Source organism: Psychrobacter sp. Choline-02u-9 (assembly GCF_002836505.1).
In the GTDB taxonomy this organism is placed as follows: domain Bacteria; phylum Pseudomonadota; class Gammaproteobacteria; order Pseudomonadales; family Moraxellaceae; genus Psychrobacter.
In genome coordinates this window covers 1-14615 of sequence record NZ_PJBF01000002.1, presented here as the reverse complement: position 1 = coordinate 14615, position 14615 = coordinate 1, and the positions used below count along the sequence as shown (strand labels likewise).

Here is a 14615-nt window from a genome sequence, read left to right as displayed (position 1 = left end):
CTTAACTATATAATAGAAAGTAGCCTAAGCGAGTTAAATTTATTCTATTAAAAAATAAGATTATAACTACAACTCGTTACTCGGGCTCAGACCAAAAAACCGCTTATATTCTCGGCTAAATTGACTAGGGCTTTCGTAGCCTACTTGCATCGCTATTTGTGATATTTGCGCCCCATGCATCTTAATTAAGCGTCTGGCTTCTATTAAACGTAAGCTTTTCTGATACTGTAGCGGACTCAGCTGGGTTATTTCTTTAAAGTGCTGATGGAACCCTGAGACACTCATGCCGCACCTACTAGCCAAGCTCTCAACCATGATAGGTTCATCTAGATGTGCCTTTATCCAGTCAGTCGCTTGGGCAATACGGCGTGTATGGCTACCGATAACGACCAATTGTTTAAGTTTGTTGCCTTGCTCAGCCAAGAGTAGGCGATAGTATATTTCTTGTTGAATTAGAGAAGACAGAAAATCAATATCGTTTGGATAATCAAGCAAGCGTATCAATCGCTCAAACGCGTCCATTATGGTGTCATCTAGGTGCCACTTTATCCCTAAATGATTGCCTGCTACTGGTTGTGTGGTCGGTATCTGCGCTAACACATCTCTAATCATGGCTAAATCTAATTTCATTGATAAAACAATGACAGGGTTTTTTATCGAAGCATGTTTAATATGCATACTTAGCGGTATATTAACTGGACAGAACATCAAGTTACTATTGTCAAACCTTTGACAGTCAGCACCCAAATAAATCTCGCGTTCTCCCTGCAATACAATACAAATACTTGGCTCTTGAATATAGCTTACGGCTTTGCTTGGTTTGTCCGCGCAGTAAAAGAACAAGCCTGAAACAGCGGACTCGATGGTTTTATTTCTAGGTAGTACTGCTAAAAGTTGGTCAATAGTCGTTTGATTCATCACGAGTGCTTATTTTATAGAGTTGCCTGATAGTATAAATATTTGTAGGATTAGGCAAGAGTTATAGAGGTTTGTTCTAACGTATAAATGCAGAGGATTCTATAATAATCTCATCGCAACAGCGTAAGTACGACCTCTAATAATATGAAACAAGGAATAATTACTCATGAAAATATTTTATAAAACGCGTGCAACCGCTACTGGTGGACGTTCTGGCCATACTGGATTAGACGATGGTTCTTTAGGATTTGACTTGGTATCTTTTCAAGAGCAAGACAAAGAAGGCGTGAATCCAGAACAGCTTTTTGCCATGGGTTACGCGGCTTGTTTTGATAGCGCTTTGAGCATGACTGCACAGCACATGAAATTGCCTGTTACCGCTTCAAAAACCTCTGCGCAAGTAGGTATCGGTATGAAAGCTGACGGTAGCTACAACCTAGAGATAGAGCTGTCTGTAGAAGTATCAGGTATTGATGAAGCGCAGGCGCAGCAGTTGATCGAAGCCACGCATCAGGTGTGCCCGTATTCTAATGCTACTCGCGGCAATGTCGATACTCGTCTAGAAGTTACTGTTGCTTAAATGCTGTTGTTCAACGACTGTTGACCGTAGACTAGCAATATTAAAATAATAACTCGAATATAAAACGCCTCGATTTATAAGAGTCGGGGCGTTTTATGTTGTCTGGTAGAATCATAAGCTGGAACTTTTTCTGAGCAGTTTAGCTAATGATAGGTTGTTAATAGCATTATTTTATACCGGTACTTTTTTATTTAAGGTAAACACCAAGACCGCGCCCAAAATGACCGTACTTGCGATAATAAAGGGCATAGTTAACTGCTCAGATAAAAATATCACACCTAGCAACGCAGCAATCACAGGGACACATAGCTGAACGATAGCGGCTTGTGTGTTTTTCAATAGTGGCATCGCTGTATACCAGATACTATAGCCCAACCCTGAGGCGATCGCTCCGGATGCACAGGCGAGTAGTACACCTTCAATGGTAATACCATCCAAATTGATATTTTTCAAACCTAAGTCATCTAGATACGTTATACCTACCAGTAGTAGTATAGGCACAGCGACTAAACTACGCACAAAATTAAACCCTGTCGCTCGCAGCGGTGAGACACATGATTTGCCGCGTATACTATATACTCCCCAAGCTATGCCGCTCATAGCCATTAACGCTGCAGCCAATGGTGACGGTATGGCAGCGGATGGCAACATCAGATATACAAACCCCGCCACTGCAACGACAAACGCTAACCATTGTAGCGCGCTGAGCTGTTCTTTTTTATAGATACCCCAGCCAATCATCGTCAGCTGAACCGCTGAAAACAAAATCAATGCCCCAGTGCCAGTATCCAGCTCTACATACGCAATTGAAAAGCACAGCGCATAAATCACCAAGCTGAGACTACTTAACCAACTGCCTTTGTCATTTAATATAGCGTGGACAGTAGATTCGTCATGATTAGACGTTTGGCGTCGCAGTCTGTAAGCATGTATAGCCATGATAATGCCTAGACAGGCCGTCGCACTCACTAGCCTGATGATGGTAAAGCTCCAAGCATCGATGTAGCCTTCCGCCAATGCCATTCGGCAAAACAGAGAATTTGCAGCAAAGGCGATTAACGCAATAATAGTATAAATCGTGGCTTTCAAAAGTAATTCCTACAATGAATAAATGGCACAAAACAGGCAAACATAGGATTTTAGTTTTAGGTCTTAAGATACGCTGTTATAACGAATGTTTATTCTTAGCAAAGATAATAGATTTATAACTGATTAATCTAATCTATAACCGTTTCACAAGACAGGATATTTTGTCGTACTTATGGCAAAAAGTCTCTTTTAAATCAGAATAACGATAGTTGTATTGACGATAAGGTCTAAAAATAGGGATGATGTGCTTCGCGTCAAATGAACTATTAGAACAACACTCATGAAACACAATAAATCAGATAAATAAATAGGAAAGATAGTATGAATTGGGCAAGTATTTTTATTTATGACACAACTTGGTGGTTTGCCGTAGAAATTTTAATACGTGTCACTGTAATGTTTGTATTAATTATCACATTTTTGCGATTCACTGGTAAGCGCGGCGTTCGTCAGCTTTCTATTTTTGAGTTAACCATCATTTTATCGTTAGGCTCTATCGCAGGTGATCCCATGTTCACCGAAGACCTGCCTATTATCCAAGCGGTATTAATCATGGGTACGGTCATTTCACTTTATAGGCTCTGTACTTGGGCGATGATGAAGTTCCAGCCTTTTGAGGACCTGCTAGAGGGGCGCTCAATGTATATTGTAGAAGATGGCATGCTGGTGCTTGATAAGATTAAACAGGGGGAAATGTCACATGATGAGTTTTTTGCTGAAATGCGCCAACAAGGGGTTGAGCATTTAGGTCAAGTGCGTACCGGTTTGCTCGAGACTGATGGCAATTTTAGTATTTTATTGCACACCTCTGAAAAGACAGACTACGGTATGCCGCTTTTCCCTAAGCAATATCGACCGGTCGAGCAAGTAGAAGCAGGGGTTTATTATGCTTGTATGTATTGCGGTTACGTCGATGAAATATCTGACCCCAATCATTGTTGTCCGCGCTGTGAGGATAATTGCAATAATTGGGCTAAAGCGTTAAACAATCATATCGTCAAATAATATAACGATTAGCTGCCTTAGCTCAGTTGATAAACTAAGGCTAAGGCAGCCAAGTGCTTTTTTCCTTTAAAACTTCAATTCAAAATAAAGAAAGTAGGTTAAGAGGCTTGCATAATTTACGTGACTTTATACCAGTCGAGTTTGCGAGTCATCACCATCACGCAGGCAAGTATCACAAAGCAGAATATCGCACCCAGTAACAGATTGAGATCTTCTGTACTTAAAATACCAAAAAACGCAGCATATAGCCCAGCAAGTGTCGCGGCAAAGATTACTGCCCGTTTTAAACCGCCAAATACATAATAGCTATACCAGCCAATAAGCCCGACACAAGCACTGGACGCTACCATATAGGCTTGCCAAAATGCGATTTGTTCTGCAAGTGGTAGTAATAAAACATAAAAGACAAATAGTGCGCAGCCGACTAGTAGATACTGAATAGGGTGGATACGACTTGATTTGAGTACTTCAAATAAAAAGAAAGTACCAAAAGATACCAAAATTAATAGCAAGGCGTACTTCATGGCTCTTTCAGTTTGTAGATAGACATCGTTAGGATTTGCAAAACTAACACCAAAACTATTCAGTTGAGTGTTTCTATGATTTATAGTTGTGCTGTCATTCCCTGCCGTAACCACGCCTTCTGAAACTGTAGAAAAACTATCGGAAGAGCGGTCAGTATTGAGTGATGATTCACTCATGATAGTACAGTGCTGATTAGATGTGCGGATACACTGGGATAGGTATTGGTTATTGGCAACAGTCAAATATTGATTTTGCCAACTGGCATCAAATCCTTTAGCGGTGATGCTCTTGGTATTTGGTAATGCTTTGCCGATGAAGTTTGGTGTCTGCCAGTTACTGTGCATAGACAGAGTAAAGTTCTGCCCAGTTGGGACAGTCGTTAAATTACTAATGCCAGCTAATGGTAAGTCGATCACAATATTGAGCGCTTGATTGTCTCTAGGATTAGATAACTTGCTACTCACCTCTGATTTATTTAGATCTGTATTTATTGAGCCTGTGGTAGCCAAGCTATCTTTATTCTGCTGGCTAGTAGGATTGATTAATTGATCCAATACATCTTTAGGAATATCTACTTCGACATAGGTTAAGTTCTCTATTATTGGTATCTGCGGATAGTTTGCTGCAATTGTTTTTTGATTAATTGTGACAGTAGGCAGGGTAGCGACACCGCGCAAATCAGACACAGGAATGATAAGTTTTACCTTGTTCCAGTGGGTAATGGTTTTGGCTAGCTGTGTCTTATCTGCATCATCGTCAATTGTAGTTCCAGCCTGGTCTAAATTTTTTAAAGTCTTACCAAGCGTATAACTTTGATTGAATGTCAGCTGACCATCATAGCTAGTAGCACTATAGATACCGCGTTTATAGGTGTCTGTGTTTACTTTTAGGTTCTGTGCTGCCTGCGTCTGAAAGGCAAATATCGTCTCGATTTTCGAGTATGACGGTTCGCATTTGTTCTTTACATTTGGTGTATCAGATGACTGACATGCTGGTGTGATTGTCGTAGGGATGGCGATAAATGGGTTAATGACTTCTTGTGGATTGACGTGTTGCTCGGTGATTTCTTTTATCACTGACTCTGCGTAGTATTGTCTCTCATATATGATGTCGCTAATCATACTGAGACCAATCGAAAAGATAATACATAGTCCTACAATGATAGATAACTTAGTCAATAATGTTTTTTGCATGTGGTCGCCTCCTAAGTGTCTTGAATCCACAGCTGCCGAGATAGCAGACTATGGCTTTAAAAGACATCATAGAGAGGGCATAAAGAAAACATATGCAGGAAATATGGAACAACTGTGAAAGGGCGAAAGTTGATACTTTCGGATAACTACTTTCAAGTGTTAATGCTTTTTCGTGTCTCCAACGACTTTATCCATAATAGCGAATAACAAGCCAGACAATACAAAGGTCATATGAATAATAACCTTCCACATGAGTTTGTCGGCATCAAGTTCACTCATTCCGCTAGAGATATCCATAAAGGATTTGAGAAGATCGATTGCCGAGATAGCGACGATCGCTCCGATGACTTTGAGCTTTAGACCAGAAAAGTCTACTTTGCCCATCCAGCTAGGACGATCATCATGAGTGCCAGTATCGATTTTTGAGACAAAGATCTCATAGCCACTGAATATAATGATAAGCAGTAAGCTAGCAACCAGAGAGATATCAACCAATACCAATATATCTACAATTACACTGGCTTCAGAGGCCGTCAGAATGTCAGCAAACATGTACCATAGTTTTTGGACAAACTTAATAAATAATAAAATAATGCCTAGCACTAATCCTAGATAAAAAGGCGCCAGTATCCAGCGGCTATTAAATATGGTTTTTTCTAAATAAAGCTCAAACTTCTTTAGCATGGGTATCTCTTAGGTTTCAAATACAAAAAAGTTTTAAAGACAAGAACGTCTTAAAGACACAAATATGAATAAGTTTTTGGGTATAGCTATTTAGCTTTGATGTGGCGATATGTTGTCTATATCAGCGAGCTGCGCTACTACTTGCTGAACGCGCGCTTTTCTATTGCCACTAATGCGTTGGAATGATTTCTGATGCTTGCTTAATTGACTGGCGAAATAGTCGCTTATCTCATCGCGTTGGTGTGGACTGTCTCGCAGGTCATCAGCCACCCATGGCGTATCAACATCAGTCAATAATATTAAGTCATAGTGATGCGCCAATGCTGCTTGCTCAAGGGCCGTAGGGCAGTCGCCATAATACCAATAAGAATAAACCATCAGCTCAAACAAACTGGTATCACAAAACAAATAATGACTGGCATTATTCGTCTGAGCGACCTGTTTGGCTAAGGTGTTCTCTAGTGTAATCTGCCCCTGTGCGATAGGTAGGAGATCTTCCCACGTACAAGTCAGCTGCTCGTCATCCCATTTTGCCTGTAAGTAGGTGCGCATATATTCTGACACCCAAGGAGTATCAAAATGCTCGGCCAAATCACGACATAAGGTCGTCTTACCCGTACTTTCTGCCCCTAAGACCGCGACGTTGATGACAGATTTAGGCGTATGCTGCTCGAGGTTGTATACGGTAGCGTCGTTGCCATTCATAGTATGCCCAGATTGCGATAAGAGTGAAGACTACATATTGTAGCGCGGTAAAAGTAAAACCTTTATAAAAGTATAGCGGTACCGATATCGCATCAGCGATGATCCAGAGTATCCAATGCTCGATTTTACGCCGTGCCATGAGCCACATTGCCATCAAAAATAAAGCAGTAGTGAGCATGTCAGTATAATCGACCCAAGTAAATAGATGGATTCCAAGTACCGCACCATCGAAACTGAAGCCATTATTAATCACTGGACGGAAGTAATAAACCAATCCTACAAAAGCTATCGTTCCTGCTGCCAAAGCAGATAGTATCGGGATGTCACCTGCATGCAAATGCTCAATACGGACATTATTGGCATTTGACTGCTTGTGCTCAACAGACTGGTTTTTCTTATTCTTTGACCAGTTAATCCAGCCATACAAGCTCATCACGGTATAGTAAGCATTGATGAACATATCGCCAAACAGCTGCCACTTCCACAGTAGGTACACAAATATAGCAGTGCTGACCAGACCGATAGGGAAGACTAAAATATTGGTTTTGCTGGCGAGTAAGACACTTGCTACGCCGAAGACAACGGCAATCAGTTCAAGAATGATGAATATCGTAGAGTAGTCAGCGTATTGACCAAATAACCAGTTGAGAAGTTCTGCCATGAGCATTCCTAAGTATGAGCGTGTATCAATATTCTGAATAATTAAGGTAGTTCGATGAGTCGTACAGAATAAAATGATGCTAATTATAACGTAGCTATCGAAAAAGGACGGTAGTCTTTGCTAATTTATGGCAAGAAACAGATTATTTGTAACAAAGTATTAGAAAAATTATAATATTCAGGCATAATAAACACACTGATTTTAAGTTTACAGTTATTCACTGAATTTGAATGGCTATTATTTTTCCACTTTTATGCTTATTCCAAGCACCACAGTAGTAGACAAGGAAGCTTATCATGACGACTTGTATCACAGGCACTGGTCTTTATATCCCACCTTACAGCATTAGTAACGAAGAGCTAGTTGAGTCATTTAACCAGTATGTTGAAAACTATAATACCGAACATGCTGAAGAGATAGCTGCAGAGACAGTGACGGCACTTGAGCCTTCTTCAGCTGCTTTCATCGAAAAAGTATCTGGTATCAAATCACGTTATGTGATGGAAAAAGAAGGTATCTTAAATACTGAAATCATGGCGCCAGTTATCCCTTACCGCAACTTGGGCGAAGAGTTGTCAGTCATGGCCGAAATGGGTGCAGCAGCACTGAGAGACGCTTTGGCTGATGCTGGACTTGAGGCCAACGACTTAGATGGTATCATCCTTGCTTGCTCAAACTTCCAACGTACTTATCCTGCGGTTGCTATCGAAATCCAAAACGAAATTGGTATGATTGGCGGCTTTGCTTATGATATGAACGTTGCGTGTAGTGCGGCGACGTTTGGTCTGTCACAAGCACATGGTTCTATCATCTCTGGTTTGGCCAAGCGTATTGCTGTGGTCAACGTTGAGATTACCTCAGCGCATCTAAACTGGCGCAACCGTGACAGCCACTTTATCTTCGGTGATGTAGCGACTGCTTCTATCGTTGAAGAATTAGATACGCCAAAAGGTTATGAGATTCTAAACTCTAAGCTATTTACTCAGTTTTCGACCAACATTAAAAACGAATATGGCTTTATGGATCGCTCAGAGTATCTAGCAGCACAGACTGAAATGTATCCAGATATCAAAGCACCGGTCACTGACAAGCTGTTTTTGCAAAACGGTCGTAAAGTATTCCGTGAAGTCTGTCCGAAAGTGTCAGAGATTATCACTGAGCACTTGCAAGAAAACGACATCCCAACATCTGATGTTAAGATGATGTGGTTGCATCAAGCCAATGCCAATATGTTGGATTTGATTCTACGTACCGTGGTTGGTAAAGATGCCGATAAATCGATTGCTCCGAGTGTTATTGCTGAATTTGCCAATACTAGCTCAGCGAGTCCTATGATTGTATTCCATCGCTACAAAGATGACTTAGTATCAGGCGATCTGGGCGTTATTTGCTCATTTGGTGCAGGTTACTCTATTGGATCGGTCTTAGTTCGCAAGGTCTAATACTTTAACTACCTGTCCTGATAAAAATAGCTAAGAGTCTTCTTAGCTATTTTTTTGTCTGTCGTTTCTGCTATTGAAATTAAGCTGTGACATCTAAATATAAACAGAGATGTTGGAGAAGATAACATCGAGATTACCGACAATATCAACAAGAATGATTAGAGGTTTTAATTTACCCCAAAAAATTTGCTATAATCACGGGCTTATTCCTCTTATCTAATTAAAAGTCCTTTTATGAAAGAATCCTTACGCCTGCGTTTAGACCAGATGGTAGACCGTTATGAAGAGGTCACCGCTTTATTATCAGATCCTAGTGTCATTAGTGATAATAATAAGTTCCGTGAATTGTCTGTTGAGCACAGCGACTTGATGGAGATCACGACGCTGTGGCAAAACTACGTGGGTGCAGAAACGGATCAGGCTGATGCAGAAGCGATGCTAGCCGATGCAACAGATCCTGACATGAAAGAGATGATGATCGATGAGATTGAGAGTGCGCGTGATACCATCGTAGAGATGGAAGAAGCGCTTAATCTGATGATGCTACCAAAAGATCCTAACGATAAAGTACCAGCATTTTTAGAGATTCGTGCAGGGACAGGTGGCGATGAAGCAGCGATTTTCTCTGGTGACTTGTTCCGTATGTACCAAAAATACGCGCAGAGCCAAGGCTGGACACTAGAAGTGCTCTCTGCAAATGAAGGTGAGCATGGCGGTTATAAAGAAATCATCACTCGTGTATCTGGCAATAGTGTATATGGTCGTCTAAAGTTTGAATCAGGCGCTCACCGCGTACAGCGTGTCCCTGAAACCGAGAGCCAAGGTCGTGTGCATACGTCAGCTTGTACGGTTGCGGTCATGCCGGAAGTTGAGATTGATGATACCGTCGATATCAATCCTGCTGATATCAAAATGGATACTTTCCGCTCAAGCGGCGCTGGTGGTCAGCACGTGAACACGACTGACTCTGCCGTACGTTTGACACACATTCCGACAGGTACCGTGGTAGAGTGTCAGCAAGAGCGTAGCCAACACAAAAACCGTGCGCATGCTATGAAAATGCTGGTCTCTAAAATTCAACAAGCCAAAGTGCAAGCACAGGTCGATGTGGCGGACTCTATACGTCGTGACTTGGTCGGTAGTGGCGATCGCTCTGAGCGTATCCGTACCTATAATTTTCCACAAGGTCGTATGACCGATCACCGTATCAACCTTACCTTATACAAGCTTGATTCCATTATGGAAGGCGACTTGGACGAGATTCTTGATGCACTACTGCGTGAGCATCAGGCTGATTTGATGGCCAGTATCGGTGGCAATGACTAGTAGCTAGTCTTTAAGAGTACCAGTAGTTTTATCGTTTTTATCACCATGTCTGTTCTTATAATAATAAGTATTGATTTAATTTTTCTGTTTTCGTTTATCCATTTAATTACCTAAAAATATTGAGAGTGTTATGTCAAAGCACAATAATCAGAACCAAGATCAAACCCCAGTCGTAGAAGATGCTAACGAGCTAATCGCACAACTGCAAGCCAAGCTAGACGATATCAGTGCTTCAGGTAAACAGCCGTATCCTAATACGTTCAAACGCACTGATTATGCGCAAGACTTACAGACGGCTTTTGATGGTGTCTCAAAGCAGGAAATTGAAGAAAAAGCAGCGAATGGTGAAAAAACACAGGTCAACGTGGCAGGTCGAGTCATGCTTAACCGTGGTTCGTTTATCGTGATCCAAGACATGACAGGCCGTATTCAGTTATATGTAGCACGTAAAGAGCTTGATGAGGAAACGCGTGCAAGCATTAAATCACTAGATTTGGGTGACATCGTTGGTGTATCAGGCTATATCGGTCGCTCAGGTAAAGGCGATTTGTATGTGCATATTGAAGAAATTACGCTACTGACCAAATCACTACGTCCAATGCCAAACAAGTTCCATGGTTTGGCTGATGTCGAAGCGCGCTATCGTAATCGTCATCTTGATTTGATGACCAATGAGACGACTCGCAATACCTTTATGGTTCGTAGTCAGATCGTTAGTGGTATTCGTCAATTTATGCTTAATGAACGTTTTATGGAAGTTGAAACGCCAATGATGCATCCGATACCAGGCGGCGCAGTAGCTCGTCCGTTTGAGACACATCATAATGCATTAGACATGCCTTTATATCTACGTATCGCGCCTGAGCTTTATCTTAAGCGTCTGGTCGTTGGCGGGTTCGAGCGCGTATTTGAGATTAACCGTAGTTTCCGTAATGAAGGGGTTTCAACCCGTCATAACCCAGAATTTACCATGATTGAGTTCTATCAAGCCTACGCTGATTATCATGACCTGATGGATTTGACTGAGCGTCTGTTTAATCAGTTAGCAATAGATGTGTTGGGTACAACAGAGCTGACTTATCAAAAGGAAGCCATTAGCCTAAAAGCACCATTTGCTCGTCTATCAATGTCTGATGCGATTGCAAAATATGCTGAAAACTTTGACATGACACGTATCAATGATCGTGAATACCTAGCAGAATATGCATCTACGACACTTAAGCAACAAGTCAAAGATGTGTTCGGTGTGGGTAAACTACAAACGATTATCTTTGAAGAAACGGCTGAGCATCAATTACGTCAGCCAACGTTCATCACTGAGTACCCAGCTGAGACCTCGCCACTAGCGCGTCGTAGTGATGACAATCCTGAGATTACCGATCGCTTTGAGCTGTTCGTTGGTGGTCGTGAGTTGGCTAATGGCTTCAGTGAGCTTAATGACCCAGCAGACCAAGCCGAGCGTTTCCGTGGTCAGGTTGCTGAAAAAGACGCGGGCGATGATGAAGCTATGCATTTCGATGAAGAGTATATCGAAGCATTGTCTTATGGTTTGCCACCGACAGCCGGTGAGGGTATTGGTATCGATCGTCTAGTAATGCTATTTACCGACTCTGCTAGTATCCGTGATGTGATCTTGTTCCCGCATATGCGCCGCAAACAAGATAGCTAATGTGGGTTTGCTTGCTATAAATCCAAACTGATACTTAACTCAGCATAAAAAGCTTTTGCTCATTTTCACAGAATGGGTATCAGCTTTTTTGTGAAATATCGTTTATAGAGGTATTATGGATATTCAGCAAGCATCACATGCGCCATGGCAAAAAATGATTCAGCAATGTTTTTTATCATTGTATGAGTTGCCTGATGACAAAATCACTGACTCTGATCATTTTCAGGGTTATGATTTTGTTTTTGAGTTTTCTGGCGCTACTATTTATCTGCTCGTCAATACGGTTGTGATGCAAGCGAATAGACAAGAAGTGGATAATCCTAGAGTTCGTGAGTGGAGAAAAGAAGTTGTTAACCAACTTATCAAACGCCACGCTCAGATTTATCAAAAAAACGATAGCCTAATTGTAGATAGAAATACCGTGACAACTGATAAAGCAGTTTATTTTATTGGCTTAACATCATTGTCTATCAATCATCAAGACGATAAATCGGGCCATTCATCTTATGCAGTTGGCTACGAATATGGCAGTCGGTTTTTTGCAGAGGATTGTGTTTTAGACTTAGATGATGAGCAAAGTATCCTACAAGTCTTTAGTCATCAAAACTTTGTTGATATCCTCAATCAATTGGTGACGCCAAGTGATTTAACAACCTTTTTAGATTTTCATCGTCGTCAACTATCTAGTTTTGCATTATTTCAAAACGAATCAACATTGCTTAAACAGTTTCTACAATCACCTGACTTTCATCAAAGAGCGATTAGGGTACAAGAACAGCTAATTGATAGTGAGTTAATTGAGCAAGTTGAATTACGCTTACTTAAAGCAGTAGAGCCGAATCAGACTGTGTATGCCGATGCCTTAATGGCTGAGATGCAAAAAAATACTGGAATGTGGTTCAAGCTATTCAACAGTGTGCTTGAGCGTTATCATGAAGCAGGTACTCATCTACCAAATGATCAGGTTGATATTTTGGTAGATGAGTCAATGTATACCTATGCATGTCTAGTAGAAAAAATCTTAGCTTATAGAACCATGGATCAAGACTCGCGCTGGAATGGATATGTCCGTCACGAGCATTCTTATCATGTATTTGGACGCCATTATCTCATGGTGTTTTATGCGCAAGACGATAGCAGTTCGCTAAGCGCAGAGAATGTTCGGCTCTCGTATAAAGATTTATTGTCAGATATCAATGTCCAGTTACAAGAGCCAGTAATGGACAATTTGTTTTTACTGGGCGTAGAGTTTAGACCATGCGAAGACAGTGTAAACACTGAGGTTTATCTGGATATATTTCATCAAGCAGGTTCATTGATTGATGAAAGTACTCAACGCTTATATGACCGGCTGGCCCAACTTCAAGCTCAGTTATAACCTAAACATAGTACGATTCACTAACCCGACGCTTCCTTTATATTTGTATTATTTACATTGGCATTTCTTATGACGCAGCAATATCAAGTTTTAGCTCGCAAATACCGACCAAAAAACTTTCACGAGTTGATTGGGCAGACGCATGTGTCTCAAGCGTTGATTAATGCGATTGATTATAATCGTTTGCATCATGCCTATCTGTTTACAGGTACGCGCGGTGTGGGTAAGACAACGATTGCGCGTATTTTATCTAAATGCTTGAACTGTGATACTGGTATTACTAGTACTCCTTGCGGTGTATGTGATAACTGCGTTGCTATTGATCAGGGGCGTTTCATTGATCTTATTGAGATTGATGCCGCTTCTCGTACCAAGGTTGAAGACACGCGTGAGCTATTAGACAATGTGCCTTATGCGCCTAGCCAAGGACGTTATAAGGTCTATCTGATTGATGAAGTACATATGCTGTCTACGCACAGCTTTAACGCGCTACTTAAAACGCTAGAAGAGCCACCGGAGCATGTGAAGTTTTTATTAGCGACGACTGATCCACAAAAGCTACCGATTACGATTATTTCGCGCTGTTTGCAATTTGTACTGCGTCCATTACCTCAAACGTTACTTAGCGAGCACTTGGCAAATATCTTGACCAAAGAGCAGGTAGGCTATACTCAGCCAGCCATTTGGCAGTTGGCAAGTGCAGCCAAGGGTTCTGTACGTGATGCGTTATCATTGACCGATCAAGCCATTGCTTTTGGTCAAGGCGCACTGGATGATGCGACTGTCAATGCAATGCTTGGTCTTATTGATGCTGCTGACTTAGTACGTCTAATCACAGATATCTATAACCATGATAAGTCTGCGGTTGCTGCTCATATTGAGCAAATGCGCGCGCAAATGGTCGATGCGACTAGTATGTTTGATGGGCTTGCTGAACTGTTACATCAGTTGGCATTAACTCAGCTGTTGCCCGAGGTCGCTCTTAATGTCAATGAGGCGCAAGCAAAAGATATTTATACGCTAGCTCAGCATATCAGCCCTGATGTTTTGCAACTGTATTATGAGATTGTTGTACAGGCACGTGAAGGTGTCAAGCTTGCAAGTACACCGATGCAAGCGCTTGAGATGTGCATTTTACGATTACTGGCGTTTCGTCCATTGCCAGTCAATGAAGTCTTGAGCAATACTTGTGATAATGATGGGTCTGCTACAAAAATACCAGCTATAGAGCCAGTATCTTCTACATCGGCTCTAGATGCTGTTGCACATGAAGCGTCAGCACCGCCGCCAGAGCTTTATAATGCTGATTATCAGACACCAAGTCACGATGAGCTGCAAAGCGGTATTGATGATAATGACCATTTAGCGCAGTCAGTTAATAGTGTTATGCCTGAACCAATTGTTGAGCCTGAACCAATTGTTGAGCCTGAACCAATTGTT

General features: G+C 41.4%; 13 protein-coding genes. 7 read left to right on the top strand and 6 right to left on the bottom strand.

The features are described from left to right. Positions 1 to 66 precede the first annotated feature (66 nt). Positions 67 to 918, bottom strand: a complete 852-nt coding sequence (locus CXF69_RS00215; RefSeq protein ID WP_101204366.1) for an AraC family transcriptional regulator — start codon at positions 916 to 918, stop codon at positions 67 to 69. Between the two features lie 166 nt (positions 919 to 1084). Here CXF69_RS00215 and CXF69_RS00210 point away from each other — a divergent pair, with 166 nt between their 5' ends. After that, complete coding sequence (locus CXF69_RS00210) at positions 1085 to 1498, top strand: organic hydroperoxide resistance protein (RefSeq protein WP_101204365.1); 414 nt, start codon at positions 1085 to 1087, stop codon at positions 1496 to 1498. 171 nt (positions 1499 to 1669) lie between these two features. Here the strand turns inward: CXF69_RS00210 and CXF69_RS00205 are convergent, their stop codons facing one another. Then, a complete protein-coding gene (locus CXF69_RS00205; protein WP_101204364.1) occupies positions 1670 to 2587 on the bottom strand; it encodes a DMT family transporter in 918 nt (305 codons plus the stop codon). Positions 2588 to 2908: 321 nt separating this feature from the next. Here CXF69_RS00205 and CXF69_RS00200 point away from each other — a divergent pair, with 321 nt between their 5' ends. Next, positions 2909 to 3592, top strand: coding sequence for a DUF421 domain-containing protein (locus CXF69_RS00200; protein WP_101204363.1), 684 nt, complete (start codon positions 2909 to 2911; stop codon positions 3590 to 3592). A gap of 116 nt (positions 3593 to 3708) precedes the next feature. On the opposite strand, the gene creD is transcribed toward CXF69_RS00200, so the two are convergent. From creD to pnuC, 4 genes are all read right to left on the bottom strand, one after another. Continuing rightward, positions 3709 to 5310: a cell envelope integrity protein CreD gene (gene creD, locus CXF69_RS00195; RefSeq protein ID WP_101204362.1), complete on the bottom strand. Its 1602-nt coding sequence runs from the start codon at positions 5308 to 5310 to the stop codon at positions 3709 to 3711. A 159-nt stretch (positions 5311 to 5469) separates the two neighbouring features. Next, on the bottom strand, positions 5470 to 5994 hold the full coding sequence (locus CXF69_RS00190) for a TIGR00645 family protein (protein WP_101204361.1): 525 nt from the start codon (positions 5992 to 5994) through the stop codon (positions 5470 to 5472). A gap of 90 nt (positions 5995 to 6084) precedes the next feature. After that, positions 6085 to 6699 (bottom strand): AAA family ATPase, encoded by a 615-nt coding sequence (locus CXF69_RS00185; protein ID WP_101204360.1) that lies wholly within the window; start codon positions 6697 to 6699, stop codon positions 6085 to 6087. After that, positions 6650 to 7360 (bottom strand): nicotinamide riboside transporter PnuC, encoded by a 711-nt coding sequence (gene pnuC, locus CXF69_RS00180; protein ID WP_101204359.1) that lies wholly within the window; start codon positions 7358 to 7360, stop codon positions 6650 to 6652. Before pnuC ends, CXF69_RS00185 begins: the two co-directional genes overlap by 50 nt. A gap of 296 nt (positions 7361 to 7656) precedes the next feature. On the opposite strand from pnuC, the gene CXF69_RS00175 reads away from it, so the two are divergent. From CXF69_RS00175 to dnaX, 5 genes are all read left to right on the top strand, one after another. Further along, complete coding sequence (locus CXF69_RS00175; RefSeq protein WP_101204358.1) at positions 7657 to 8802, top strand: beta-ketoacyl-ACP synthase III; 1146 nt, start codon at positions 7657 to 7659, stop codon at positions 8800 to 8802. A gap of 234 nt (positions 8803 to 9036) precedes the next feature. Continuing rightward, on the top strand, positions 9037 to 10128 hold the full coding sequence (prfA, locus tag CXF69_RS00170; protein ID WP_057760300.1) for a peptide chain release factor 1: 1092 nt from the start codon (positions 9037 to 9039) through the stop codon (positions 10126 to 10128). Between the two features lie 130 nt (positions 10129 to 10258). Further along, a complete protein-coding gene (gene lysS / locus CXF69_RS00165; protein ID WP_101204357.1) occupies positions 10259 to 11797 on the top strand; it encodes a lysine--tRNA ligase in 1539 nt (512 codons plus the stop codon). 115 nt (positions 11798 to 11912) lie between these two features. Beyond that, positions 11913 to 13175, top strand: a complete 1263-nt coding sequence (locus CXF69_RS00160; protein WP_101204356.1) for a hypothetical protein — start codon at positions 11913 to 11915, stop codon at positions 13173 to 13175. Positions 13176 to 13244: 69 nt separating this feature from the next. Continuing rightward, positions 13245 to 14615, top strand: a 1371-nt coding sequence (gene dnaX, locus CXF69_RS00155) for a DNA polymerase III subunit gamma/tau (protein ID WP_102083143.1), incomplete at its 3' end; no start/stop codon positions are given.